Origin of the sequence: Solwaraspora sp. WMMA2065 (assembly GCF_030345075.1) — a bacterium.
GTDB lineage: Bacteria > Actinomycetota > Actinomycetes > Mycobacteriales > Micromonosporaceae > Micromonospora_E.
The window spans coordinates 3,967,582-3,992,170 of the sequence record NZ_CP128361.1; the positions used below are offsets into that span (position 1 = coordinate 3,967,582).

Genomic DNA, 24,589 nt, shown 5'->3' on the forward strand with positions numbered 1-24,589 from the left:
GTCGGTCAGCGTACGTCCCAGACCGGCTCGGGGACCTCGACCACCTCGCCGTCGCCCTGGAACAGCACGAACCGGTCGAATGACCGGCTGAACCAACGGTCGTGGGTGACCGCGATCACCGTACCCTCGAAGGCCTTCAGCCCTTCCTCCAGCGCCTCGGCCGAGGCCAGGTCCAGGTTGTCGGTCGGCTCGTCGAGCAGCAGCAGGGTGGCACCGGACAGCTCCAGCAGCAGCACCAGGAACCGGGCCTGCTGGCCGCCGGAGAGGGTGCCGAACCGCTGGTCGCCCTGGCCGGCCAGGTCGTAACGGGACAGTACGGCCATCGCCGCGTGCCGGTCCATCCCGTCACGGTGGTCGTCGCCGCGCCACAGCACGTCGGCGAGGGTCTGGTCGAGCAGCTCCGGCCGGTCGTGGGTCTGCGAGAAGTGGCCGGGACGCACCCGGGCACCGAGCCGGACCATCCCGTCGTGGGCCACCGGGGTGAGCGCCGCGCCGGCGACCGGGCCGGCCGCCGGGTCCGGGTCGGTTCCGCCCCGGGCCAGCAGCCGCAGGAAGTGCGACTTGCCGGTGCCGTTGGCCCCGAGCACCGCGACCCGGTCGCCGTACCAGATCTCCAGGTCGAACGGGTAGGTCAGCCCATCCAGCTCCAGTTGCTCACAGATCACCGCCCGCTTGCCGGTGCGGCCGCCGGACAGCCGCATCCGCAGCGACTGGTCCTTCGGTGGCAGCGGCGGCGGGCCGGCCTCCTCGAACTTGCGCAGCCGGGTCTGCGCGGCCTGGTACCGCGAGGCCAACCCGTCGTTGTACGCCGCCTTCTGCTTGTACATCAGCATCAGTTCGCGCAGTTTCTCGTGCTCCTCGTCCCAACGGCGGCGCTGCTCCTCCAGCCGGGCGTGCCGGGCGACCCGCGCGGAGTGCCAGCTGGCGAAGCCGCCCGGATGGGTCCAGGCGGAGCCGCCTTCGACGGCGACCACCCGGTCGGCGGTCTGGGCCAGCAACTCCCGGTCGTGCGAGACGTAGAGCACCGACTTGGTCGACTCGCGCAGCCGCTGCTCCAGCCACCGTTTCCCGGGTACGTCGAGGAAGTTGTCCGGCTCGTCGAGCAGCAGCACCTCGTCGGTGCCGCGCAGCAGCAGCTCCAACGCGAACCGTTTCTGTTGTCCACCCGAGAGGGTCCGGACCGGACGGTCCCGGACCCGGTCCCACGGCAGGTCCAGCACTGCGGTGGCCACCGTGTCGAAGACGACCTCGGCCTCGTAGCCGCCGGCTTCGCCCCAGGCGGCGAGGGCGTTGGCGTACCCGATCTGGGTTTTTTCGGCGGCGGCCGGGGTGGTGCCGGCGGCCTCAGCGGCGTGCACGGCCCGTTCGGCGGCGGCGAGCCGTTCTCCTGCGGCCCGCAGCGGCGGCGGGGCGAGCGACAGTGCCAGGTCGGCGAGTGTACGGTCGTCGCCGATCATGCCGATGAACTGCCGCATCACGCCGAGCCCGCCGGCGCGGGCGACTGCTCCGGTGGCCACCGGCAGGTCACCGGCGACCATCCGCAGCAGCGTCGTCTTGCCGGCGCCGTTCGGGCCGACCAGCGCCACTTTGGCGCCCTCGCCGACCCGGAACGACACGTCGGCAAAGAGCTCCCGACCATCCGGCAGGGTGTGCCCTACCGCGGCCACGTCCACGTATCCCACCCCGGCATGGTGCCTGATCACCCTGGCTGTCGGCAGCTGAGATTCGCGCCACCGGGTGAGCGACTGGCACTGGCACTGGCGAACCGGGGTGGCGGTCAGTCGGCGTGGTGAGTGACCCGCAGCACCCGGTAGCCCTTCTGGCTGGCGTGCCGGTCCACCTGCCAGCCCTGGTCGCGCAGCCACTGCTGCACCGAATCGCCGCCCAGGTAGCGGGCGATGACCAGCCAGCCGACGCCGCCCGGGGCGAGGCGGGGCAGCCAGCGGGTGAGCAGGGCGTGCAGTTCCGCCTTGCCGACCCGGATCGGCGGGTTGGACCACAGCTGGGTGAAGGTGAGCTCCGGCGGCACGCGGTCCGGATCGGCAACCCGGACCCGGTCGGCGACGCCGAGCCGGTCGGCGTTGAGCAGGGTGAGCTCGCGGGCGCGGGCGTTCACGTCCACCGCGTGGACCGTTGCGGCTGGCGCCTGGTCGGCCAGCACACAGGTGATCGGGCCGTACCCGCAGCCGAGGTCGAGGAAGGGGCCGGGGTCGGTCGGTGCGGGCAGGTCGGCCTTGCGCAGCAGTACGGCGGTGCCCGGGTCGAGCCGGCCGGCGGAGAACACTCCGGCGGCGACGGTCAGGGTGTAGTCGCGGCCGGCGACCGCGAAGTCGATCTCCGACCGTACGTCCGCGGTGCCGGGCTGCGGGCTGAAGTAGTGGTCGCCGGTCACCGGGGCATTGTCGCCCAACCCGGGGTACGGCGTTGACGGCGGTCACCACGATCGATAGGGCTTATGCCCGATCTTCAATTGATGCAAGTCTTGACCGGCAGCTCTCCCCCCAATCCGTCCGTTACTCTGTGCGATATGACGTACGGGTACGAATCCGGCGCGGACCGCCGGCAGATTCGACCCGATCAATCGGCTCGGCCTCCGAGGTCCGCCGGTGTACCGCCGACGCCACCGCGCCCCCGGCCCCAGCCGACACCCCGAGCACACCCGGGTGGACAGCCGTCACCGCGACCGCGTCTCGGGGCCCAGCCGCCGCCGGGAGCACATCCCCGCGCTCAGCCCCAACCGCGTCCCCGCGCTCAGCCCCAACCGCATCCTGGGTTGGCGAGTCGACCGCCGCCTGCCGCACCGCCGCTGAGCGCCGGGCCCGCGCACCACGCCATGCCGCCTGGCACCGGGCCGGCGCACTACGCCGTACCGCCGCCAGGCGTCGCGCCGCCGCAGCGTGGTGCCGGCCCGGCACACTACGCTGTGCCACCGCCGCAGGCGTTCCGGCCGCCGCCCCAGGCGTTCCGGCCGCCGGCCCAGGCATACCGGCCGCCGCCCCAGGCGTTCCGGCCGCCGGCCCAGGCATACCGGCCGCCGCCCCCACCGGGACCGGCGGGCGGCGCGCCGCCGGGCAGCGGACCTGCTGCGGTCGGATCGTCCCGGAGCCCCGGGGCACGTCGTCAGACCGGACGCCGGCGACCGGGCACCGCCCCGCCGCCGGGCAGGACCCCCCGACCGAGTCGACACCCGACCGACCGTCCCACTGACCCTCAGGGCCGGCGACCGGCCGGGCCGGCCACGGCAGTGTGGTCGTCGACGAAGCTGTGGCAGGTCGTGATCAGCGGTGTCGCCGTCCTGCTGATGCTCGGCGTCTGCGGGCTGAGCTCGTACTTCATCGTCGTCGACGAACGTAACGGACGTGCGGCGGCGGGTGCCCCGGTGGCGGCACCGACGGTGGTCCCCCGGGACGTCAGCTCCCGGGAGGCCGATCCGCAGCCGCTCACCGTCGAGGAGGTCTTCCCGACCGGTGACATCGTGATCGACCCGGCCGAGCCGCCCTACCGGCTGCTGAAAACCCAGATCGAGGAGCGCTGCCGGGCGGCGGTCGCCGGCGATATCGGCACCCTGCTCGACGAACTCGGCTGCAACCAGGTGGTCCGCGGCACGCTACGGTCACCGACCGGCGAGTACCTGATCACCACCGGGGTGTTCAACCTGGCCGACGCCTCCGCCGCGGAATGGGCACACACCCGGATCAAGCCGATGGTCGATGAGGAGAAGGGCCGCTTTCAGGGCATGATCGCCGACGAGGGGACCGAGGCGATCGCGCTCTCCTCCGCCCAGGTCGGCTGGCACTCGCTCGGCCACTTCCTGATGTACTGCGTGATCGCCCGCGCCGACAGCGAACCGGTGCCCGCCGACGACCCGTATGCCCGGCAGATCCTCTTCGACATGCTGCAACTACACCTGCAGGCGAACGTGCTGGAGAAGCGGGCAGTGCAACCGGCGTCGACCGAGGCGGCGCCGGCCGAGGCGGCTGCGCCGTGACCGACGGTCAGCCGACGACCGGTAGCCGCAGCCGGCGGGTGACGCTGGCGCGGGCCGCGTAACCTGCCGGGTCGGTGGGGTAGCCGACCTCGACCAGGGTAAGTCCGTGTGGCGGGGCGACGGTGACCTCACTGGACCGTTCCCGCCGGGTCAGCAGGCTGCCCGGCCAGTCGACCGGCCGGCGGCCGTCACCGACGAACAGCATCGCCCCGACCAGGCTACGCACCATCGCCTGGCAGAACGCGTCCGCCTGTACGGTGCCGATGAGTGTCCCGTCCGCGTCCCGGTGCCAGTCCAGCCGGGTGATCTGCCGGATCGTGGTGGCGTGCTCCTTGCGCCGGCAGTACGCGGCGAAGTCGTGCTCGCCGACCAGCTCGGCGGCGGCGGCGTTCAGCGCGGCCAGGTCGAGCGGACGCGGCCAGGCGAGCGTGTCGTGCCGGCGCAGCGGCTCCGCACCGTACGGGGCGTCGGTGACCCGGTACGCGTACCGCCGGTAGGTGGCCGCGAACCGGGCATCGAAGTCGACCGGCACCTCGGTGACCGCCCGCACCCGGACGTCGCGGGGCAGCGTACCGGCGAACCGGCGCAGTAGCGTCGCGGCCCGTTCGCTCCACACCTCGGCCGGCACGTCGAGGTGGCACACCTGGCCGGTGGCGTGCACCCCCGCGTCGGTACGCCCGGCCACGGTCAGCCCGAGCGCGACGCCCGGCCCGAACGCCCGGTCCAGGGCCTCGATCAGCACCCCGGCGACGGTCCGCCGCTGCGGTTGCACCGCCCAGCCGGAAAAGTCGGTGCCGTCGTACGCGACATCGAGCCGCAGCCGGACGTCCCCCTGCCGCACCTGATCCTCCTGCGTCGCGTGGTTGCCGGAAAGGTCGCGTGGTTGCCGGAAAGACGGTGGGACCCGGCGCTGCTGTCGCAGCGCCGGGTCCCACCGGTTGTGGTCGTCGCCGACTCAGGCCTTGTTCTCGCCGTCGCCGGCCGGGGCGGCCTGGGTGGCAGCGGTGTCGGTGTCACCGGAGGCCGACACCGGCGGCTCGGCGTCCTGGTCGGCCGCGGCGTCCGCGTCGGTACGCGCGGCCGGCGCCTCGTCGGCACCGGCGAGCGCCTCAACCTTGTCCTGCTGGGCGGCTGCCCGACGGTCGGCCTTGGCCGGCGCCGGGGTGGTCATCACCAGCTCCTCGACCAGTTCGATGATCGCCATGGGGGCGTTGTCCCCCTTGCGCGGGCCGGTCTTCACGATCCGGGTGTAGCCACCCGGACGGTTGGCGAACCGGGGCGCGATCTGGTCGAACAGCTCGAAGACCACGTCCTTGTCCCGCACGACGGTCAGCACCCGACGGCGCGAGTGCAGGTCGCCCCGCTTGGCCTTGGTGATCAGCTGCTCCGCGAGGGGACGCAGCCGCTTCGCCTTGGTCTCGGTGGTCTTGATCTTGCCGTACCGGAACAGCGAGGTGGCCAGGTTGGCCAGCATCATCCGCTCGTGCGCGGGGCTGCCGCCGAGGCGGGGGCCCTTGGTGGGCGTGGGCATGGTTGGTGCTCCTCAGTGGTGGCGGCAGCCGGCGTTACAGCTGCTCGGTCTCGCGGTAGTCGTCGGTGTCGTAGTCGGCTTCGCTGAAGGAGTCCACGACGTGTGCCGGGTCGAAGTTGGGCGCCGAATCCTTCAGGCCCAGCCCCATCCCGGCGAGCTTCATCTTGACCTCGTCGATCGACTTCTGACCGAAATTCCTTATATCGAGGAGGTCCGCCTCGGTCCGCCCGATCAGCTCGCCGACGCTGTTGATGCCCTCGCGCTTGAGGCAGTTGTACGACCGTACGGTCAGGTCCAGCTCCTCGATCGGCAGCGCCAGGTCGGCGGCCAGCTGGGCGTCCTGCGGCGACGGCCCGATGTCGATGCCCTCAGCGGTCTCGTCCAGCTCGCGGGCCAGGCCGAACAGCTCGACCAGGGTGGAGCCGGCCGAGGCCAGCGCGGTACGCGGCCCGATCGACGCCTTGGTCTCGACGTCGATGATCAGCCGGTCGAAGTCGGTCCGCTGCTCGACCCGGGTCGCCTCCACCCGGTAGGTGACCTTGAGCACCGGCGAGTAGATCGAGTCGACCGGGATCCGGCCGATCTCGGCGCCCGCCTGCTTGTTCTGCGCGGCGGTGACGTACCCGCGGCCCCGCTCGACGGTGAGCTCCATGTCGAGGCGGCCCTTGCCGTTGAGGGTGGCCAGTTTGAGGTCCGGGTTGTGTACCGAGACCCCGGCCGGCGGCTGGATGTCACCGGCGGTCACGTCACCGGGGCCCTGCTTGCGCAGGTACATGCTGACCGGCTCGTCGTGCTCGGAGCTGACGCACAGCTCCTTGACGTTCATGACCAGCTCGACCACGTCCTCTTTGACGCCGGGGATCGTGGTGAACTCGTGCAGCACGCCGTCGATCTTGATGCTGGTGACCGCCGCGCCCGGAATGGAGCTGAGCAGCGTACGCCGCAGCGAGTTGCCGAGCGTGTAGCCGAAACCCGGCTCCAACGGCTCGATGGTGAACAGGGACCTCGTGTCGCTGATCGACTCCTCGGACAGAGTCGGCCGCTGGCTGATGAGCACGTACTTCTCCTTGGGTCGGGGCGACCGCTATATGACGCCCGTCGGTCGTGCGCCCGTCGACGGGGGCCGGGCCGGTGCCGTACGTCGGTGACGCCGGTCGACCGCGACCCCCGTCGACGGGGGTGGCTCACTTCGAGTAGAGCTCGACGATCAGCTGCTCCTGAACCTGCGTGTCGATCGTCTGACGCGCCGGCATGGAGTGCACGAGGATCTTCATCTGGCTGGGGATCGCCTCCAGCCAGGCCGGGACGGTCTTGGAACCGGCCTCGCCCTGGGCGACCAGGAACGGGGTCAGCTCCTTCGACTTCGTCCGCACCTCGACGATGTCGTGCTCCTTGACGCGGAACGAGGGGATGTCGACCTTCTTGCCGTTGACCATGAAGTGCCCGTGCTTGACCAGCTGGCGCGCCATGTCCCGGGACTTGGCGTAGCCAGCCCGGTACACGACGTTGTCCAGCCGGGACTCCAGGATCTGCAGCAGCACCTCACCGGTCTTCGCCTGCTTGGCCACTGCTTCCTCGTAGTAGCCGCGGAACTGCTTCTCCAGCACGCCGTACACCCGGCGGGCCTTCTGCTTCTCCCGCAGCTGGAGGAGGTACTCGGTCTCCTTGGTCCGGCCGCGGCCGTGCTGGCCGGGTGGGAAGGGCCGGGATTCGAACGGGCACTTCGGCCCATCGCACTTGCTGCCCTTGAGGAACAGCTTCATCTTCTCCCGCCGGCAACGGCGGCAGTCAGCACCCGTGTAACGAGCCATCTCTTCCTAACCTCTCAGACCCGGCGACGCTTCGGCGGACGGCACCCGTTGTGCGGCTGCGGCGTGACATCGGAGATCTGCCCGACCTCCAGGCCGACGGCCTGCAACGAACGGATGGCGGTCTCCCGGCCGGAGCCGGGGCCCTTGACGAAGACGTCGACCTTGCGCATGCCGTGCTCCATCGCCCGCCGGGCGGCGGCCTCGGCGGCCAACTGCGCGGCGAACGGCGTCGACTTGCGGGAGCCCTTGAAACCGACCTGGCCGGCGGAGGCCCAGGAGATCACCGCACCGGTCGGGTCGGTGATCGAGACGATGGTGTTGTTGAAGGTGCTCTTGATGTGCGCCTGCCCGTGGGCGACGTTCTTGCGTTCCTTGCGCCGGACCTTCTTGACAGCGGCTCCAGCGCGAGCCTTCGGTGGCATAAGTTTTCTGCGCTCCTATTGAACGATCGAGGTATCCGGGCGAGCCCGGCGGCGGCCAGGACTACTTCTTGCCCGGCTTCTTCTTGCCGGCGACGGTCCGCTTCGGGCCCTTGCGGGTCCGGGCGTTGGTCCGGGTGCGCTGGCCGTGCACGGGCAACCCGCGGCGGTGCCGGATGCCCTCGTAGCAGCCGATCTCCACCTTGCGGCGGATGTCTGCGGCAACCTCCCGACGCAGATCACCCTCGACCTTGAAGCTGGCCTCGATGTGATCCCGGAGCTGGACCAGCTCCTCGTCGGTGAGGTCCCGGACCCGCTTGTTCGGGTCGATGCCAGTCGCGGCAAGCGTGGCGATCGAACGGGTCCGGCCGATCCCGAAGATGTAGGTGAGCGCGATCTCCATCCGCTTCTCGCGGGGCAGATCCACGCCGACTAGACGTGCCATGTGCGGGCGTACTCCTCAAGTGGTGTGCACGGAGGTCTGAGCCCGCCCCACCCCGGCTGCCCTCGCCGACCACCCAGCTGGGTGGGCCGGCATGCCGGGCCCCGGCCTCCGACCGGGGGTTGCGCCACGGACACGGCGACATGGTCACCGGGTGCTCGCGGCTGGGACGAGCATGTGCTGTTGTGCGATCGGCCGCCTGAACCGCCCCGTCGCCGGCCCGGCTCCTGCCGGTCGGCTCGGGGTCAGCCCTGGCGCTGCTTGTGCCGCGGGTCGGTGCAGATCACCATCACCCGGCCGTGCCGGCGGATCACCCGGCACTTGTTGCAGATCCTCTTGACGCTCGGCTTGACCTTCACGGTTTGCCTTACTTCCGTTGACGCCCGGCCGCGTACACGGTGCGGGCTTGAGGACGGACACGGGACGCCCCGGCCGCCGTCAGGCGGTTACTTGTAGCGATAGACGATGCGCCCGCGGGTCAGGTCGTACGGCGAAAGCTCGACGACGACCCGGTCCTCGGGCAGGATGCGGATGTAGTGCTGCCGCATCTTGCCGCTGATGTGAGCCAGCACCTTGTGGCCGTTGGCGAGCTCCACCCGGAACATTGCGTTCGGTAGTGGCTCGATCACTCGACCTTCGATCTCGATGGCCCCGTCTTTTTTCGGCATGTCCTCCGCTGTCCTGACGTCGGTTGCTCGGGATCGGCTCACAACACCATTCGCGGACGGACCCGTCCGGCCTGCCGACCGTACCGATTCGACCGCGCCAGCCGCGGCTCCAGACGTCTGACGACGGGCTCGGCCCGGGTTACCGAAACCCAGGCGACACCCGATCAGACACGGCCTGCCGAAGCGCAGAGCAGGCACGCTGGAGTGGACGCTGTGCGCCGACCTATCAGTGTACGCGGGTTGTCACGCGGACAGCAAACCACGCGCTGCTGCGGGTCAGCATACCCGACAAAGCAGCAGGATCAGGGAGTTTACCGGCGACCCGCCGGGCGTCGGTCAGGCCTTCAGCCGCCGGGCGCCGGGCGCCGGTCAGGCCTTCGGTCGCCGGCCGACCGCTTGGCCTCCGGTGTGCGGCCGGGTGGCTACCCCTGGCCCGGGGCCGGACCGTCGGCCCCGCCGGACTCCTGCTCAAGCCGCTTGCGTTCCGCCTTCTCCTGCTTGGCCAGGTGCCGCCGGGCCTGCTTGACCGCACACTGTTGCGGCTCGCCCTTGATCAGACCCAGCACGGTGGTCACCAGCAGCACCGCGCCCCACGGGCCGGCCACCCAGCCCGGCCAGAAGTACCGCAGGTCCTGACTCATGACGCAGGTCACCGCCCAGATCGCGATGGTGATCCCGACCGCCGTCCCGTACCCGTCCCACTCGTTGACCAGCCACCGGCGGGTCGCACCGGGGTAGCGGCCGTCCGGGCCGGGAGTCAACTCGGCCGGCAACCCGTCGGCGACGACCGGCACCAACTGGGAGCGTCCGGCGGCGGTCACCGGTGGCAGATCGTCGAGCAGTCCGTCCAGATCACCGTACGTCTTCGCCGCGTAGGCCAGCTGCAACCGCTCGTCGAACTCGGCAAGATCCAGTCGACCCTCGCTCAGCGCGTTGCGCAACCGTTCGGCCACTGCCTCCCGGTCGGCGTCGGCCGCCCGCATCCCGTCCCGCCGATCCATGGCTACCAGCTTGACACCCCGGTGCCAGCCCGACCAGACCGGCACCTGACCAGGGGGCGGCCGGAGCCGGGGCAGGCCCCGGGTCAGCGTCGGGAATCGGCCGGCTGACGGGCGGTCACCAGATCGCCGAGCCGGGAACGCCCGCCGTCCGGCTCGGTCAACACCCAGACGCCGTCCGGCAGCAGCGCCATCGAATGCTCGACGTGCACCGCCATCGACCCGTCCCGGGTCACCACCGTCCAGCCGTCGGCCAGCTCGTCGGTGCGGGCCGACCCCTCGGTGATCATCGGCTCGATGGCCAGCGCCATCCCCGGGACCAGGCGCGGGCCCTTACCCGGCCGGCCGTAGTTGAGCACGTGCGGGTCCTGGTGCATCTCGGTGCCGATCCCGTGGCCGCCGTAGCCCTCGACGATGCCGTACCGGCCGCCCGCCCGGATCGCCCGCTCCACCGCGTACGAGATGTCGGTGAGCCGGCCACGGCCGCTGACCGCACCGCGCGCCGCAGCGGCGATTCCGGCCCACAGCGCGTCCTCGGCGACCGTGATCATCCGCAGCAGTTCCGGACGCACCTCCCCGACCGGCGCGGTGAAGGCCGCGTCGCCGTGCCAGCCATCCAGCACCGCACCGCAGTCGACCGAGATGACGTCGCCGTCGCGCAGCACCTGCCCGGCGGCCGGGATCGCGTGCACCACCTGCTCGTTGACCGAGGAGCAGATGGTCGCCGGGTAGCCGTGGTAGCCCTTGAACGACGGAACCGCACCGGCGTCGCGGATCGTCGCAGCGGCGATGGCGTCCAGATCGGCGGTGGAGACGCCGGGGGCGATCGCCGCCCGCATCCGGGCCAGTGCGTCAGCGACCACCAGACCGGCGGCCCGCATCCGGTCGATCTGCTCCGGAGTCTTCAGCTGGATGTCCAGCTGCTGGCGGCGCATCGGGCGCTACCCGCCGTACGAACGCAGGGCGTCGATCGCGCGTACGGTGACGTCCTCGACCGGCCCGGTGGCGTCGATCCCGACCAGCTTGCCCTGGGCCCCGTAGAAGTCGACCAGCGGCGCGGTCTTGTCGGCGTACTCCACCAGGCGCTGGGCAATGGTCTCCGGCTTGTCGTCGTCGCGCTGGAACAGCTCGGCACCGCACCGGTCACAGCGGCCCTCGGTCGCCGGCGCGTCGAACTCGACGTGCCAGATCTTGCCACAGCCCCGACAGGTACGCCGGCCGGACAGCCGCCGGATCACCTCGTCGTCGTCGACGACCAGCTCCAGCACCAGATCAAGCGCGGTGCCGAGGTCGGCCAGCAGCTTGTCCAGCGCGGCTGCCTGCGGAGTGGTTCGCGGGAAGCCGTCGAGCAGGAAGCCTTCGGCGGCGTCCGGCTCGGCCAGCCGGTCCCGGACCATGTTGATGGTCACCTCGTCCGGAACCAGCTTGCCGGCGTCCATGTATCGCCTGGCCTCGACACCCAGTGGCGTGCCCTGGGAGACGTTGGCCCGGAAGATGTCCCCGGTCGAGATTTTGGGCACGACCAGGTGAGCGGCGATGAACTCGGCCTGGGTCCCCTTCCCCGCCCCGGGGGGACCGACCAGTACCAGCCTCATCTACCGGAGGAACCCTTCGTAGTTGCGCTGCATGAGTTGGCTCTCGATCTGCTTCACGGTTTCCAGACCGACACCGACCATGATGAGCACGGCGGTGCCACCGAACGGGAAGTTCACGTACTGGTCGCTGTCCAGCCAGATGAAGAAGAAGTTCGGCAGGACGGAGATGAGGCCGAGGTAGAGCGCACCGGGGAGGGTGATCCGGCTGAGGATGAAGTCGAGGTACTCGGCCGTGGGCCGGCCCGGCCGGATGCCGGGCACGAAGCCACCGTACTTCTTCATGTTCTCCGCGACCTCGGTCGGGTTGAACGTGATCGACACGTAGAAGTACGTGAAGAAGATGATCATAAAGAAGTACGTGACGATGTAGATCGGGCTGGTCGGGTTCGCCAGGTTGTTCTGGATCCACGCCTGGACCTGACCAGGGTCGTTCGGATCGAAGAACTGCAGCCCGAGCTGCGGCAGGTAGAGCACCGACGAGGCGAAGATCACCGGGATGACACCGGCCTGGTTGACCTTCAACGGGATGTAGGTCGAGGTGCCGCCGTACATCCGCCGGCCGATCATCCGCTTGGCGTACTGCACCGGGATCCGGCGCTGCGCCTGCTCGATGAAGACCACCGCGGTGATGACCACCAGGACCAGCACGATCACCAGGCCGAACATGCCCCAGCCGTGGGTGTTCTTGATCGCCCACCCCTCGCTGGGCAGTCGCGCCGCGATCGAGGTGAAGATCAGCACCGACATGCCGTTGCCGACGCCCCGGTCGGTGATCAGCTCGCCGAGCCACATCACCATGCCGGTGCCGGCGGTCATCGTGATGACCAGCACGCTGAGCGTCAGCCAGGTCGGTAGGCCGGTCCCGTCGGGGATGATCGGCCACTGGTCGCACATGTTGTTGAACAGCTGCCCGGATCGGGCCAGCGCAACGAACGCCGAGGCCTGCAGGATGCCCAGGCCCAGGGTCAGGTAACGGGTGTACTGGGTGATCTTGGCCTGGCCGGACTGCCCCTCCTTGCGGAGCTGCTCCAACCGTGGAATCACCACGGTGAGCAGCTGCAGGATGATCGACGCGGTGATGTAGGGCATGATGCCCAGCGCGAAGACGGACAGGGACAGCAACGCACCGCCGGAGAAGAGGTTCAGCAGGGTGAAGACCCCGCTGGAGTCCCCGGACTCCATGGCGGTGATGCACTGCTGCACGTTGCCGTACGACACGCCTGGGCTCGGCAGCGTGGCGCCGAGCCGGTAGATCGCGACGATGAAGACCGTGAACAGCAGCTTCTTGCGCAGGTCAGGCGTGCGGAACGCACTGAGAAAGGCGGAGAGCAACTTCTTCCTCCTGCGCGAGGCGGCCGCCGGATGTTCTGGCGGGTCGGGTGGGTGCGGAGCGCCCGATATCCATGGCTGGCATCGGACTCTAACAGTCCGGCGTCGGTCTGGGCAGGCGTGCCCTAGAACATACACCGGTCCCGATATTAACGGGACGGAGGCTTCACCAGTAGGCCGTGGCGCCCGTCAGTCGCGGACAACTGAGCGAGCGCCACGTCCAAGCTGGGTGTTCAGAGCTCGGTGACCGAGCCGCCAGCTGCGGTGATCTTCTCCTTGGCCGACCCGCTGAACGCGTGCGCCGACACCTGGAGAGACACACCACCGAGGTCGCCGCTGCCCAGCACCTTGACCGGCTGGCCCTTACGGACCGCGCCGGACTCGGCCAACTGCTGCGGACCGACCTCACCACCGTTCGGGAAGAGCTCCGCCAACCGGTCCAGGTTGACCACCTGGTAGACGACCTTGAACCGGTTCTTGAAGCCCTTCAGCTTCGGCAGACGCATGTGGATGGGCATCTGCCCACCCTCGAACGCCGCCGGGATGTTCTTGCGGGCCTTGGAGCCCTTGGTGCCCCGACCGGCGGTCTTGCCCTTGGAGCCCTCACCGCGGCCCACCCGGGTCTTCGCGGTCTTGGCCCCCGGCGCCGGCCGGAGGTGGTGGACCTTGATCGCCATTACTCGACCTCCTCGACCTTCACGAGGTGGTTCACGGTGAAGATCATGCCCCGAATCTCGGGCCGGTCCTCCTTGACCACCACGTCGTTGATCCGCTTGAGACCGAGCGACCGCAGCGACTCCCGCTGGTTGCGCTTGGTCCCGATCCCGGACCGGACCTGGGTCACCTTCAGACGTGCCATCACAGCCGCCCTCCGTTCATCTTCGCTGTCACGCCCCTGCGCCCGCGCGGGACGCGAGCATCGCGGCTGGGGCCACGTCCTCGACCGGCAGGCCACGCCGGGTGGCGACCGCCTCCGGCGACTCCAGGCTCTTCAGCGCGGCGACCGTGGCGTGCACGATGTTGATCGGGTTCGACGAGCCGAGGCTCTTGGAGAGCACGTCGTGGATGCCCGCGCACTCCAGCACCGCACGCACCGGGCCACCGGCGATCACACCCGTACCGGCACTCGCCGGCTTCAACAGGACCACGCCGGCGGCGTCCTCGCCCTGCACCGGGTGCGGGATCGACGCGGCGATCCGGGGCACCTTGAAGAAGTGCTTCTTGGCCTCCTCGACGCCCTTGGCGATCGCCGCCGGCACCTCCTTGGCCTTGCCGTAACCCACGCCGACCGTGCCGTCGCCGTCGCCCACGATCACCAGGGCGGTGAAGCTGAAACGCCGACCGCCCTTCACGACCTTGGCGACCCGGTTGATCGCGACGACGCGCTCCAGGTGTGGGGTCTTCTCGACGGGCGCGTTGCCGCGACCGCCCTCACGGCGGTTGTCGCGGCGACCACCTTCGTTGCCACCGGACCCGCCGCCACGACGCTGTTGACCTGGCATCAGCAGCCTTCCTTCCTACTCGTGACGGGGTTTGCTTCGATTTGCGTCTGGACAGGCATCAGACGGCCGCTAGAACTCGAGTCCGGCTTCGCGGGCAGCGTCGGCCAGCGCGGCGATCCGCCCCGCGTACCGGTTGCCCCCACGGTCGAACACGACCTTGGAGATACCTGCCGCCTTGGCCCGCTCGGCGAGCAGCTCGCCCACCTTGCCGGCCAGTTCGCTCTTGGCACCCGCGGTACCCCGCAGCGACGCGTCCATGGTCGACGCGGACGCCAGGGTGTGACCCTTGGTGTCGTCGACGATCTGGGCGACCATGTGCTTCAGGGAACGGGTGACCACCAGGCGCGGCCGCTGCGCGGTCCCACTGAGGTTCTTGCGCACCCGGAAGTGCCGGCGCGCCCGCCCGATGGCACGCCGCGCGGAGACGCTGCCGCCCGCCCGACGCTTCAACAGTGTGGCGCTCATCGGAACCCGCCTCCGTTCGCGACTGCGGGGCTCGCAAGCTCGCTCCTCGCGCTCACTTCTTACCTGCCTTTCCGGCCTTGCGGCGGATGACCTCGCCCTGGTATTTCACGCCCTTGCCCTTGTACGGCTCCGGCGGGCGGATCTTCCGGATGTTGGCGGCGACCTCACCGACCTGCCACTTGTTGATCCCGGCCACGTGGAACAGCGTCGGCCGCTCCACGGTGAAGGTGATCCCCTCCGGGGCCGGCACCAGCACCGGGTGCGAGAACCCGAGAGCGAACTCCAGGTCCTTGCCCTTGGCGGTGACCCGGTAACCCGTACCCGCGATCTCCAGGGTCTTGCGGTAACCGTCGGTCACCCCGATGACCATGTTCGACACCAGGGTACGGCTCAGCCCGTGCAGTTCCTTGGCCTGGCGCTCGTCGTTGGCCCGGTTGATCTGGAGCTGACCGTCCTCGGTCCGCTCAACGGTGATCGACTCGGGCAGGACGTGCGACAGCTCGCCCTTGGGGCCCTTGACCGTGACGGTCTGGCCATCGATCTTGACATCGACGCCGGCCGGTACCGGGATCGACTTACGTCCAATACGCGACATTGTTACCAGTCTCCCGATTACCAGACGAAGGCGAGGACTTCCCCGCCCACGCTCCGCTTACGGGCCTGCCGGTCGGTGAGCAGCCCCTGGGACGTCGAAATGATCGCCACGCCCAGGCCGCCGAGCACTCGGGGCAGCTCATCCGACTTGGCGTACACCCGCAGACCCGGCTTGGACACGCGCTTGATCCCGGCGAGGCTGCGCTCCCGGTTCTGGCCGTACTTCAAATCGACCACCAGCCGCCGGCCGACGGCACCCTCCGCAGGGTCCTCGACCTGCCAGGTCGAGATGTATCCCTCGGCCTTGAGGACCTCGGCGATGTTCGCCTTGACCTTCGAGTACGGCATCGTCACCCGGTCGTGGTACGCCTGGTTGGCGTTGCGCAGACGGGTCAGCATGTCTGCGATCGGGTCGGTCATCGTCATGGGTCTCGTCAACCTTTCTCGCCGGGGTTCCCGGTGGCTGTACCACCGGGCCTACGGCGAAGACCTGTCAAGGTGGGGTTACCAGGAAGCCTTCGACACACCGGGCAGCTCACCGCGGTGCGCCATCTCCCGGATGCAGACCCGGCAGAGGCCGAACTTGCGGTAGACCGCCTTGGGCCGCCCGCACCGCTGGCAACGGGTGTACGCGCGCACCGAGAACTTCGGCTTCGCGGCGGCCTTGATGATCAGCGCCTTCTTGGCCATAGCTCAGTTCTCCTTGAACGGGAAGCCCAGGAGCTTGAGCAGCGCCCGGCCCTCGTCGTCGGTCTTGGCGGTGGTGACCACCGTGATGTCCATGCCCCGGGTGCGGTCGATCCGGTCCTGGTCGATCTCGTGGAACACCGACTGCTCGGTAAGCCCGAACGTGTAGTTGCCGTTGCCGTCGAGCTTGCGACCGTCCAGCCCGCGGAAGTCCCGGATTCGGGGCAGCGCGATGGACAGCAGCCGGTCCAGGAACTCCCACATCCGGTCACCGCGCAGGGTGACCTTCGCGCCGATCGGCATCCCCTCACGGAGCTTGAACTGCGCGATCGACTTGGTTGCCCGCCGCACCTGCGGCTTCTGGCCGGTAATGGTGGCCAGGTCACGCATGGCACCGTCGATCAGCTTGGCGTCCCGAGCGGCCTCGCCGACACCCATGTTCACGACGATCTTGACGAGCCCCGGAACCTGCATCGGGTTCGCGTACTGGAACTGCTCACGCAGTTGCGCGATGGTCTCCTCGCGGTACCGCTGCTTGAGGCGCGGCGCCGGCCTGGTCTGGGTAGCGGTGGTCATCACAGGTCCTTACCGTTGCTACGCGCGATCCGCACCTTCTGGCCGCTGTCGTCGAACCGGTAACCGACCCGGGTCGGCTTGCCGTCGGAGTCGAGCACCTGCACGTTCGAGACGTGGATCGGAGCTTCCTGGGTGACGATGCCACCGGTCTGCCCGCCGCGCTGGGTGGTCTGGATGCGGGTGTGCTTCTTGATCCGGTTCACGCCTTCGACGAGGACCTTGTCCTGCCGCGGGTAGGCCGCGATGACCTTGCCCTTGGCACCCTTGTCCTTACCGGCGATGACGACGACCGTGTCGCCCTTCTTCACCTTCACGGTCACAGCACCTCCGGCGCCAAAGAAATGATCTTCATGAACCGCTTGTCCCGCAGCTCACGCCCGACCGGGCCGAAGATGCGGGTACCGCGCGGGTCCCCACCGTCCTTGATGATGACGGCAGCGTTCTCGTCGAAGCGGATGTACGACCCGTCCGGCCGCCGCTTCTCCTTCGCGGTCCGGACCACGACGGCCTTCACCACGTCGCCCTTTTTCACGCCGGCGCCGGGAATCGCGTCCTTGACCGTCCCGACGATCACGTCGCCGATGCCTGCGTAGCGCCGACCGGAGCCACCGAGCACCCGGATGCACAGGATCTCCCGGGCACCCGTGTTGTCGGCGACACGCAGTCGCGACTCCTGCTGGATCACGTCTATCTCCTATGTCTGCCAGTCCTCCGGTCACCCGGAGCTTGGAAGAACCTGGTCCGCGCTACGCGCGGGCTGCCATCCGGACCCGACCGACCCGAACGCCGCGCGACGGCGGCGGACGGGTCGCCCGGCTACTTCGCCTTCTCGAGGATCTCGACGACCCGCCACCGCTTGGTGGCGGACAGCGGCCGGGTCTCCATCAGCAGCACCCGGTCACCGACCCCGCACGCGTTCTGCTCGTCGTGTGCCTTCAGCTTGCTGGTACGGCGCATGACCTTGCCGTACAGCCGGTGCTTGACCCGGTCCTCGACCTCGACGACGACGGTCTTCTCCATCTTGTCGCTGACCACGAGCCCTTCGCGAACCTTGCGGCGGGCCCGGACGACCGTTGCGCCCTGCTCGGGGGCGGTGTTCTCACTCATGATGCAGCCACCTCAGTCGGCGCGGCGGAGAGTCCCAACTCACGCTCACGCATGATCGTGTAGATCCGGGCGATCTCCCGACGGATGACCTGCAGCCGGCGGTTGTTGTCCAGCTGACCGGTCGCGGCCTGCACGCGGAGGTTGAACAGCTCCGCCTTGGCCTCCCGCAGCTTCGTGACCAGCTCCTCTTCGGAGAGGTCACGCAGCTCGGCGGCCGAAACGCCCGCTGCCATCAGCTTTCACCCACTTCGCGCGTCACGATGCGGCACTTCATCGGGAGCTTGTGGATCGCACGACGCATCGCCTCACGCGCGATCTGCTCGTTCGGGAAGGACATCTCGAAGAGCACCCGTCCCGGCTTGATGTTGGCGACCCACCACTCGGGCGAGCCCTTACCGGACCCCATCCGGGTCTCGGCCGGCTTCTTGGTCAACGCCTGGTCGGGGAAGACCGTGATCCAGACCTTGCCACCACGCTTGATGTGGCGGGTCATGGCGATACGGGCCGACTCGATCTGACGGTTGGTCACATACGCCGGCTCGAGCGCCTGGATACCGAACTCGCCGAACACCACCCGGGTGCCGCCCTTGGCGGCGCCAGTACGGCTCGGGTGATGCGGCTTGCGGAAGCCCTTCGGGGGCTTGCGCGGGATCAGCATCTGTCAGCCCTCCTGCGCTGAGCTGTCCGCTCCGGCCGAAGCGGCCGGAGTGGCCGGCGCGGCATCAGCCGGCGCGGCACTGCTGGTCGTGGTCGACGGGCCACCGGAGATCTCCGCGGCGGCCGCCCGGCCAGCCTCGGTACCACCGGCGGTCGTCCCGCTGGAGCCGGAACGCCCGCGACGGGGCCGGTCCGGCCGCTCCCGGCGGGGACGGCTGGGCGCCTCGGCCGGAGCCTCCCGCCCCGGGACCGCGTCGCCCTTGTAGATCCACACCTTGACGCCGATCCGGCCAAAGGTGGTCCGGGCCTCGAAGAAGCCGTACTCGATGTTGGCCCGCAGCGTGTGCAGCGGCACCCGACCCTCGCGGTAGAACTCGGTACGGCTCATCTCCGCACCGCCGAGCCGGCCGGAGACCTGCACCCGGATGCCCTTGACGATCGGGTTCTTCATCGCCGACTGCATGGCCTTACGCATCGCCCGCCGGAAGCTGACCCGGCTGGCCAACTGCTCGGCGACGCCCTGCGCGACCAGCTGTGCGTCCGACTCGGGGCTCTTCACCTCGAGGATGTTGAGCTGCACCTGCTTGCCGGTGAGCTTCTCCAGCTTGCCCCGGATCCGGTCCGCCTCGGCGCCCTTACGGCCGATGACGATGCCCGGGCGGGCGGTGTGGATGTCGACCCGGACCCGGTCGCGGGTCCGCTCGATGTCGACCTTGGAGATACCGGCCCGCTCGAGGCCGCTGGACATCATCCGGCGGATCTTGACGTCCTCGGCGATGTAGTCCTTGTACAGCTTCTCCGCGTACCAGCGCGACTTCCAGTCGGTCGAGATGCCGAGCCGGAACCCGTGCGGGTGAACTTTCTGACCCATTACTCGGCACCCTCCGTGCTGCTCTGCTTGCCGCCGGCCGGCTCGTTCGCGGTCGCGCCGCCCTGCGCCGTGCTCTCGGTCTGCTCCACGGCCGCCGGCTGCGCGTCGGTCGTCGCCGCCTCGGCCGGCTGGGCCTGCTTCGCGGCCTTCGCCGGCTGCGCCTTGGTCGCCCGCCGCGTCGGCTTCGCCGCGGCGACGGCCTCCACCGCGATGGTGATGTGGCAGGTCCGCTTGCGAATCCGGTACGCCCGGCCCTGCGCCCGCGGCCGGAACCGCTTCAGCGTCGGACCCTCGTCCACGAACGCCTCGCTGACCAGCAGCGCGTCGGGGTCCAGCTGCTCGTTGTTCTCGGCGTTGGCGATCGCGCTGGCCAGGACCTTGTACACCTGCTCACTGGCGGCCTGCGGCGCGAACTGCAGGACGGTGAGTGCCTCCTTCGCGGGCAGACCGCGGACGAGGTCGACCACCCGACGCGCCTTCATCGGCGAGATGCGCACGTACCGCGCAACCGCCCGCGCGCCCGGAAGCACCGGAGCGTCGCCCTTCACTGGCATCGCTGTAACCCCTTGATCCTCTATCCGTGCCCGCGACTCAGCGCCGACGGCTCTTGCGGTCGTCCTTCTCGTGACCCTTGAAGGTGCGGGTCAGGGCAAACTCGCCGAGCTTGTGCCCGACCATCGACTCGGTGATGAACACCGGGACGTGCTTGCGCCCGTCGTGCACGGCGATCGTGTGCCCGAGCATCTCCGGGGTGATCGTCGAGCGCCGCGACCAGGTCTTGATGACGTTCTTGGAGCCCTTGTCGTTCTGCGTCTCCACCTTCTTCATCAGGTGGTCGTCGACGAACGGGCCCTTCTTCAGGCTGCGAGGCATGTGCTACCAGACTCCTTCTAGCCGCGCTTGCGGGTGGCGTAGCGGCGGCGGACGATCAGCCGGTCACTCGGCTGGCCCTTACGACGGGTCCGGCCCTCCGGCTTGCCCTTCGGGTTCACCGGGTGGCGACCACCGGAGGTCTTGCCCTCACCACCACCGTGCGGGTGGTCGACCGGGTTCATCGCGACGCCACGGACGGTCGGGCGCTTGCCCTTCCACCGCATGCGGCCCGCCTTGCCCCAGTTGATGTTTGACTGGTCGGCGTTGCCGATCTCACCGATGGTGGCCCGGCAGCGCACGTCGACCCGGCGGATCTCGCCGGAGGGCATCCGCAGCGTCGCGTAGGCACCCTCCCGGCCGAGCAGCTGGATGCCGGTGCCGGCCGAGCGGGCCAGCTTGGCACCGCCACCCGGTCGCAGCTCCACACCATGGATGGTGGAACCGACCGGGATGTTGCGCAGCGGCAGATTGTTGCCGGGCTTGATGTCGGCGCCGGGGCCGGACTCAACGGCGTCGCCCTGCTTCAGGTCCTTCGGCGCGATGATGTAGCGCTTCTCGCCGTCGGCGTAGTGCAGCAGCGCGATCCGGGCGGTCCGGTTCGGGTCGTACTCGATGTGCGCGACCTTGGCCGGTACGCCGTCCTTGTCGACCCGCTTGAAGTCGATCAGCCGGTACTGGCGCTTGTGTCCACCGCCGTGGTGCCGGGCGGTGATCCGGCCGTGCGTGTTCCGACCGCCCTTCTTGGGCAGCGGCACCAGCAACGACTTCTCCGGTGTGGACCGGGTGATCTCGGCGAAGTCGGCGACGGACGAACCACGGCGGCCCGGCGTCGTCGGCTTGTACTTACGGATTGGCATTGTCTACACCCCTCAGCTGACCGGGCCGCCGAAGGCCTCGATACGGTCACCGTCGGCCAGCTTCACCATCGCCCGCTTGGTCGCCTTACGCTGACCGAAGCCGGTCCGGGTGCGCTTGCGCTTGCCCTCGCGGTTGAGCGTGTTCACGGTCAGCACGCGGACGTCGAAGATCTGCTGGATCGCGATCTTGATCTGGGTCTTGTTGGCGTCCGGGTGGACCAGGAACGTGTACCAGTTCCGGTTGAGCTCGGCGTAGCTCTTCTCCGAGACCACCGGCGCCACGATGATGTCGCGCGGGTCGGCAATCGTGCTCACTTGTCGCCCTCCTCGGTCTGCGCCGGAACACCGAGGAACTCGTCGAGAGCTCCCTTGGTGAAGACCACGTCGTCGGCGACCAGCACGTCGTACGTGTTGAGCTGACCCACTTCGATGAGGTGCACCAGCGGCGTGCTGTTGCGCAGGTTGCGCAGCGACAGCCAGTTGAGCTCGTCGGTCGCGCTGAGCACGACCAGCACCCGCTTGGCGGAGCTGACCTTGCGCAGCGTGGCCAGCGCACTCTTGGTCGACGGCTGCTCACCGGTGACGAACGCCTCCACGACGTGCAGCTGCCCGGAGCGCGCCCGGTCGGAGAGGGCACCGCGCAGCGCGGCGGCCTTCATCTTCTTGGGGGTCCGCTGGCTGTAGTCGCGCGGGACCGGGCCGTGCACCACGCCACCGCCGGCGAACTGCGGCGCGCGGATCGAGCCCTGCCGGGCGCGGCCGGTGCCCTTCTGCTTGTACGGCTTCTTGCCGCCGCCGGCGACCTCGCCACGGGTCTTGGTCTTGTGGGTGCCCTGCCGCGCGGCGGCGAGCTGGGCGACCACGACCTGGTGCATCAGGGCGATGTTGGCCTGTACGTCGAAGACCTCGCCCGGCAGGTCGACGGTGCCGCTCTTGGCACCCTCGGGGTTGATGACGTCAACGGTCGTCATTTGGCGGCACCGCCCTTCTTCGCCTGCGCCTTCGCCGCGCTGCGGACCAGGATCAGCGCGCCGGCCGGACCCGGGATGGCGCCCTTGACGAGCAGCAGGTTGCTGTCCGGGTCGACCGCCTGCACGGTGAGGTTCTGCACGGTGTAGCGCACGCTGCCCATGCGGCCGGCCATCTTGACGCCCTTGAAGACGCGTCCCGGGGTCGCGCAGGCGCCGATCGAGCCGGGCGAGCGGTGCTTACGCTCGACACCGTGGCTGGCCCGCAGGCCGTGGAAGCCGTGCCGCTTCATGACACCGGCGAATCCCTTGCCCTTGGTCCGGCCGGTGACGTCGATCCGGGCACCCGGCTCGAAGGCCTCGACGGTGATCTCCTGACCCAGCTCGTACTCGCTGGCGTCCGTGGTGCGCAGCTCGACCAGGTGCCGCCGCGGCGCCACGCCGGACTTGGCGAAGTGACCGGATTCCGGCTTGTTCACCTTGCGCGGGTCGACCGCGCCGAACGCGAGCTGGACCGCGGAGTAACCGTCCTTGTCGGCGGTCCGCACCTGGGTCACCACGCACGGGCCGGCCTGCACCACCGTCACCGGGACGACCCGGTTGTTGTCCCAGACCTGGGTCATGCCGAGCTTGGCGCCCAGGATGCCCTTCACTTGCCTGTCCATTGTCCGGTCCCTACAGCTTGATCTCGATGTCGACGCCAGCCGGCAGGTCGAGGCGCATCAGCGAATCGACCGTCTTCGGAGTCGGGTCGATGATGTCGATCAGACGCTTGTGCGTGCGCATCTCGAAGTGCTCGCGCGAGTCCTTGTACTTGTGCGGCGAACGGATGACGCAGAAACGGTTGATCTCAGTGGGCAGCGGCACCGGGCCTGCGACCTGAGCGCCGGTGCGCGTCACCGTCTCGACGATCTTCCGCGCCGAGGAGTCCACGACCTCGTGGTCATAGGCCTTGAGCCGGATGCGGATCTTTTGTCCCGCCATGGTGGCTTCTGTTCCTTCTCTCTCCGCCCGCAATGGAGCCCGCTCGCCGGAGCGGATGCCGCCGGTCGGACCCCGGCGCTGCCGTTTCATTTCGGTGTCCGACCCCCGCGGTCGGGCGTGTCGCAACCGCTGACCAGGCTCCGCCCCGGGACTCCGGAGCGATCTGGCCCCACGCGGAGACGATCCCCACCGCTGAGGTCTTGGGCACCGGGCCAGGCCGGCGGCACCCCGGTCGACGACACGGCGAAAGCCGTGCGCTGCCGAACAGTGCGGGTGCCGCGGCAGATCTGCCCCGGACGCCGTGCGAGGGTGGCTGACTGCCGGGCAGCCAGCCACCCTACGCGGACGCAACCTGACTAGTATGCCGTACCGAGGTACGGCAAGGCCAATCGGGCTACCAGTTCACTTGATGATCTTGGTGACCCGGCCGGCGCCGACGGTGCGGCCACCCTCCCGAATCGCGAACTTCAGGTTCTCCTCCATGGCGATCGGCTGGATCAGCTTCACGCTCATCGAGGTGTTGTCACCGGGCATGACCATCTCGGTGCCCTCCGGCAGCGTGACCACACCGGTCACGTCGGTGGTCCGGAAGTAGAACTGCGGACGGTAGTTCTGGAAGAACGGGGTGTGCCGGCCACCCTCCTCCTTGGAGAGGATGTAGACCGTCGCCTCGAACTCCGTGTGCGGGGTGGTGGTACCCGGCTTGATGACCACCATGCCGCGCTCGACGTCCTCGCGCTTGATACCACGCAGCAGCAGACCGACGTTCTCACCGGCCCGCGCCTCGTCGAGCAGCTTGCGGAACATCTCGATACCGGTGCAGGTGGTCTTCATCGACTTCTCGCGGATGCCGACGATCTCCACCTCCTCGTTCGGCTTGAGCACGCCACGCTCGGCGCGACCGGTCACCACGGTGCCCCGACCGGTGATCGTGAAGACGTCCTCGATCGGCATCAGGAACGGCTTCTCGGTCTCCCGCTCGGGCTGCGGGATCGCGGTGTCGACCGCGTTCATCAGCTCCATGAGCTTGTCGGACCACTCCTCGTCGCCCTCCAGCGCCTTCAGCGCGGAGACCCGAACCACCGGCAGGTCGTCGCCCGGGTACTCCTGGGCCGACAGCAACTCACGGACCTCGAGCTCGACCAGCTCGAGCAGCTCCTCGTCGTCGACCATGTCGCTCTTGTTGAGCGCCACGACGATGTACGGGACGCCGACCTGACGGGCCAGCAGCACGTGCTCGCGGGTCTGCGGCATCGGGCCGTCGGTCGCCGCGACCACCAGGATCGCGCCGTCCATCTGCGCGGCACCGGTGATCATGTTCTTGATGTAGTCGGCGTGCCCGGGGCAGTCGACGTGCGCGTAGTGCCGCGCCTCGGTCTGGTACTCGACGTGCGCGATCGAGATCGTGATGCCGCGGGCCTTCTCCTCCGGCGCCTTGTCGATCTCGTCGAACGGCGTGTACGGGTTGAGGTCCGGCATCCTGTCGTGCAGGACCTTGGTGATGGCCGCCGTCAGCGTCGTCTTACCGTGGTCGATGTGACCAATGGTGCCGATGTTGACGTGCGGCTTAGTCCGCTCGAACTTCGCCTTCGCCACTGGTGTCCTCCTGTGGACTTCTTGGTTCGTACGCCCGGCGCGCCGTTCGGCGCTTAGGACTCTGTCGACAG

Annotated in this window: 36 protein-coding genes and 1 pseudogene; 1 reads left to right on the forward strand and 36 read right to left on the reverse strand. The window is 69.2% G+C overall.

Annotated elements, in window-relative coordinates:
- Positions 1-5 precede the first annotated feature (5 nt).
- A complete protein-coding gene (locus O7610_RS18020; RefSeq protein ID WP_289211389.1) occupies positions 6-1,682 on the reverse strand; it encodes an ABC-F family ATP-binding cassette domain-containing protein in 1,677 nt (558 codons plus the stop codon).
- A gap of 95 nt (positions 1,683-1,777) precedes the next feature.
- Complete coding sequence (locus O7610_RS18025; RefSeq protein ID WP_281551880.1) at positions 1,778-2,392, reverse strand: class I SAM-dependent methyltransferase; 615 nt, start codon at positions 2,390-2,392, stop codon at positions 1,778-1,780.
- Positions 2,393-3,274: 882 nt separating this feature from the next.
- Between O7610_RS18025 and O7610_RS18030 the strand changes: the two genes are divergently transcribed.
- A complete protein-coding gene (locus tag O7610_RS18030; protein ID WP_289211390.1) occupies positions 3,275-3,988 on the forward strand; it encodes a hypothetical protein in 714 nt (237 codons plus the stop codon).
- Positions 3,989-3,995: 7 nt separating this feature from the next.
- On the opposite strand, the gene truA is transcribed toward O7610_RS18030, so the two are convergent.
- The 34 genes and pseudogenes from truA to tuf form a co-directional block, all read right to left on the reverse strand.
- Positions 3,996-4,829: a tRNA pseudouridine(38-40) synthase TruA gene (gene truA / locus O7610_RS18035; RefSeq protein WP_289211391.1), complete on the reverse strand. Its 834-nt coding sequence runs from the start codon at positions 4,827-4,829 to the stop codon at positions 3,996-3,998.
- A 114-nt stretch (positions 4,830-4,943) separates the two neighbouring features.
- Positions 4,944-5,519, reverse strand: a complete 576-nt coding sequence (gene rplQ / locus O7610_RS18040) for a 50S ribosomal protein L17 (protein WP_281551883.1) — start codon at positions 5,517-5,519, stop codon at positions 4,944-4,946.
- A gap of 34 nt (positions 5,520-5,553) precedes the next feature.
- Positions 5,554-6,576: a DNA-directed RNA polymerase subunit alpha gene (locus O7610_RS18045; RefSeq protein WP_278173705.1), complete on the reverse strand. Its 1,023-nt coding sequence runs from the start codon at positions 6,574-6,576 to the stop codon at positions 5,554-5,556.
- A 127-nt stretch (positions 6,577-6,703) separates the two neighbouring features.
- The gene (gene rpsD, locus O7610_RS18050) at positions 6,704-7,330 is read right to left on the reverse strand and encodes a 30S ribosomal protein S4 (protein WP_123606126.1); all 627 of its coding nucleotides are present in this window, start codon (positions 7,328-7,330) and stop codon (positions 6,704-6,706) included.
- Between the two features lie 14 nt (positions 7,331-7,344).
- Positions 7,345-7,752, reverse strand: coding sequence for a 30S ribosomal protein S11 (rpsK, locus tag O7610_RS18055; RefSeq protein WP_007073011.1), 408 nt, complete (start codon positions 7,750-7,752; stop codon positions 7,345-7,347).
- 61 nt (positions 7,753-7,813) lie between these two features.
- Positions 7,814-8,194 carry a 30S ribosomal protein S13 gene (gene rpsM, locus O7610_RS18060; RefSeq protein WP_123606127.1) on the reverse strand — a complete coding sequence of 127 codons (381 nt, stop codon included), beginning with the start codon at positions 8,192-8,194 and terminating at the stop codon, positions 7,814-7,816.
- Between the two features lie 242 nt (positions 8,195-8,436).
- The gene (gene rpmJ / locus O7610_RS18065) at positions 8,437-8,550 is read right to left on the reverse strand and encodes a 50S ribosomal protein L36 (RefSeq protein WP_012184307.1); all 114 of its coding nucleotides are present in this window, start codon (positions 8,548-8,550) and stop codon (positions 8,437-8,439) included.
- Positions 8,551-8,637: 87 nt separating this feature from the next.
- Complete coding sequence (gene infA / locus O7610_RS18070; RefSeq protein ID WP_007073013.1) at positions 8,638-8,859, reverse strand: translation initiation factor IF-1; 222 nt, start codon at positions 8,857-8,859, stop codon at positions 8,638-8,640.
- A gap of 422 nt (positions 8,860-9,281) precedes the next feature.
- Positions 9,282-9,860: a DUF1707 SHOCT-like domain-containing protein gene (locus O7610_RS18075; RefSeq protein WP_289211392.1), complete on the reverse strand. Its 579-nt coding sequence runs from the start codon at positions 9,858-9,860 to the stop codon at positions 9,282-9,284.
- 83 nt (positions 9,861-9,943) lie between these two features.
- Positions 9,944-10,792: a type I methionyl aminopeptidase gene (map, locus tag O7610_RS18080; protein ID WP_123606128.1), complete on the reverse strand. Its 849-nt coding sequence runs from the start codon at positions 10,790-10,792 to the stop codon at positions 9,944-9,946.
- A gap of 6 nt (positions 10,793-10,798) precedes the next feature.
- Positions 10,799-11,452 (reverse strand): adenylate kinase, encoded by a 654-nt coding sequence (locus tag O7610_RS18085; protein WP_281551886.1) that lies wholly within the window; start codon positions 11,450-11,452, stop codon positions 10,799-10,801.
- On the reverse strand, positions 11,453-12,784 hold the full coding sequence (gene secY / locus O7610_RS18090; RefSeq protein ID WP_281551887.1) for a preprotein translocase subunit SecY: 1,332 nt from the start codon (positions 12,782-12,784) through the stop codon (positions 11,453-11,455). It lies immediately after the preceding gene.
- Positions 12,785-13,014: 230 nt separating this feature from the next.
- Positions 13,015-13,458 (reverse strand): 50S ribosomal protein L15, encoded by a 444-nt coding sequence (gene rplO, locus O7610_RS18095; protein WP_278173697.1) that lies wholly within the window; start codon positions 13,456-13,458, stop codon positions 13,015-13,017.
- A complete protein-coding gene (gene rpmD, locus O7610_RS18100) occupies positions 13,458-13,640 on the reverse strand; it encodes a 50S ribosomal protein L30 (protein ID WP_199757998.1) in 183 nt (60 codons plus the stop codon). Before rpmD ends, rplO begins: the two co-directional genes overlap by 1 nt.
- 28 nt (positions 13,641-13,668) lie before the next feature.
- The gene (gene rpsE, locus O7610_RS18105; protein ID WP_123606133.1) at positions 13,669-14,283 is read right to left on the reverse strand and encodes a 30S ribosomal protein S5; all 615 of its coding nucleotides are present in this window, start codon (positions 14,281-14,283) and stop codon (positions 13,669-13,671) included.
- A gap of 69 nt (positions 14,284-14,352) precedes the next feature.
- Entirely contained in the window at positions 14,353-14,748 is a 396-nt protein-coding gene (gene rplR, locus O7610_RS18110) for a 50S ribosomal protein L18 (RefSeq protein ID WP_281551888.1), read from the reverse strand.
- A gap of 52 nt (positions 14,749-14,800) precedes the next feature.
- Positions 14,801-15,343, reverse strand: coding sequence for a 50S ribosomal protein L6 (gene rplF / locus O7610_RS18115; RefSeq protein ID WP_123606135.1), 543 nt, complete (start codon positions 15,341-15,343; stop codon positions 14,801-14,803).
- A gap of 17 nt (positions 15,344-15,360) precedes the next feature.
- Positions 15,361-15,768 (reverse strand): 30S ribosomal protein S8, encoded by a 408-nt coding sequence (rpsH, locus tag O7610_RS18120; RefSeq protein WP_123606136.1) that lies wholly within the window; start codon positions 15,766-15,768, stop codon positions 15,361-15,363.
- A 78-nt stretch (positions 15,769-15,846) separates the two neighbouring features.
- Entirely contained in the window at positions 15,847-16,032 is a 186-nt protein-coding gene (locus tag O7610_RS18125) for a type Z 30S ribosomal protein S14 (RefSeq protein ID WP_007465272.1), read from the reverse strand.
- Between the two features lie 3 nt (positions 16,033-16,035).
- Positions 16,036-16,605 (reverse strand): 50S ribosomal protein L5, encoded by a 570-nt coding sequence (gene rplE / locus O7610_RS18130; RefSeq protein ID WP_278173693.1) that lies wholly within the window; start codon positions 16,603-16,605, stop codon positions 16,036-16,038.
- Positions 16,605-16,925 (reverse strand): 50S ribosomal protein L24, encoded by a 321-nt coding sequence (gene rplX, locus O7610_RS18135; RefSeq protein ID WP_123606138.1) that lies wholly within the window; start codon positions 16,923-16,925, stop codon positions 16,605-16,607. The genes rplE and rplX overlap by 1 nt, the downstream gene beginning before the upstream one ends.
- Positions 16,922-17,290 carry a 50S ribosomal protein L14 gene (rplN, locus tag O7610_RS18140; protein WP_123606139.1) on the reverse strand — a complete coding sequence of 123 codons (369 nt, stop codon included), beginning with the start codon at positions 17,288-17,290 and terminating at the stop codon, positions 16,922-16,924. Before rplN ends, rplX begins: the two co-directional genes overlap by 4 nt.
- 131 nt (positions 17,291-17,421) lie before the next feature.
- A complete protein-coding gene (gene rpsQ, locus O7610_RS18145; protein WP_123606140.1) occupies positions 17,422-17,712 on the reverse strand; it encodes a 30S ribosomal protein S17 in 291 nt (96 codons plus the stop codon).
- Positions 17,709-17,945 carry a 50S ribosomal protein L29 gene (gene rpmC / locus O7610_RS18150; RefSeq protein WP_281551889.1) on the reverse strand — a complete coding sequence of 79 codons (237 nt, stop codon included), beginning with the start codon at positions 17,943-17,945 and terminating at the stop codon, positions 17,709-17,711. Before rpmC ends, rpsQ begins: the two co-directional genes overlap by 4 nt.
- Positions 17,945-18,370, reverse strand: a complete 426-nt coding sequence (gene rplP, locus O7610_RS18155) for a 50S ribosomal protein L16 (RefSeq protein ID WP_123606142.1) — start codon at positions 18,368-18,370, stop codon at positions 17,945-17,947. The genes rpmC and rplP overlap by 1 nt, the downstream gene beginning before the upstream one ends.
- A 3-nt stretch (positions 18,371-18,373) precedes the next feature.
- Positions 18,374-19,240, reverse strand: a complete 867-nt coding sequence (rpsC, locus tag O7610_RS18160; protein ID WP_123606143.1) for a 30S ribosomal protein S3 — start codon at positions 19,238-19,240, stop codon at positions 18,374-18,376.
- Positions 19,241-19,323: 83 nt separating this feature from the next.
- A pseudogene (rplV, locus tag O7610_RS18165) lies at positions 19,324-19,794 on the reverse strand (50S ribosomal protein L22); the annotation flags it as partial.
- A 37-nt stretch (positions 19,795-19,831) separates the two neighbouring features.
- Positions 19,832-20,113, reverse strand: a complete 282-nt coding sequence (rpsS, locus tag O7610_RS18170; RefSeq protein WP_123606145.1) for a 30S ribosomal protein S19 — start codon at positions 20,111-20,113, stop codon at positions 19,832-19,834.
- A gap of 17 nt (positions 20,114-20,130) precedes the next feature.
- Positions 20,131-20,970 carry a 50S ribosomal protein L2 gene (gene rplB / locus O7610_RS18175; RefSeq protein ID WP_281551891.1) on the reverse strand — a complete coding sequence of 280 codons (840 nt, stop codon included), beginning with the start codon at positions 20,968-20,970 and terminating at the stop codon, positions 20,131-20,133.
- 12 nt (positions 20,971-20,982) lie between these two features.
- Positions 20,983-21,285: a 50S ribosomal protein L23 gene (gene rplW, locus O7610_RS18180; protein ID WP_278173680.1), complete on the reverse strand. Its 303-nt coding sequence runs from the start codon at positions 21,283-21,285 to the stop codon at positions 20,983-20,985.
- Positions 21,282-21,941: a 50S ribosomal protein L4 gene (gene rplD, locus O7610_RS18185; RefSeq protein ID WP_281551892.1), complete on the reverse strand. Its 660-nt coding sequence runs from the start codon at positions 21,939-21,941 to the stop codon at positions 21,282-21,284. The genes rplW and rplD overlap by 4 nt, the downstream gene beginning before the upstream one ends.
- Positions 21,938-22,603, reverse strand: a complete 666-nt coding sequence (gene rplC, locus O7610_RS18190) for a 50S ribosomal protein L3 (protein WP_281551893.1) — start codon at positions 22,601-22,603, stop codon at positions 21,938-21,940. The genes rplD and rplC overlap by 4 nt, the downstream gene beginning before the upstream one ends.
- Positions 22,604-22,613: 10 nt before the next feature.
- Positions 22,614-22,922 (reverse strand): 30S ribosomal protein S10, encoded by a 309-nt coding sequence (gene rpsJ, locus O7610_RS18195; RefSeq protein ID WP_007073037.1) that lies wholly within the window; start codon positions 22,920-22,922, stop codon positions 22,614-22,616.
- Between the two features lie 402 nt (positions 22,923-23,324).
- Positions 23,325-24,518 carry an elongation factor Tu gene (gene tuf, locus O7610_RS18200; RefSeq protein WP_281551894.1) on the reverse strand — a complete coding sequence of 398 codons (1,194 nt, stop codon included), beginning with the start codon at positions 24,516-24,518 and terminating at the stop codon, positions 23,325-23,327.
- Between the last annotated feature and the right edge of the window lie 71 nt (positions 24,519-24,589).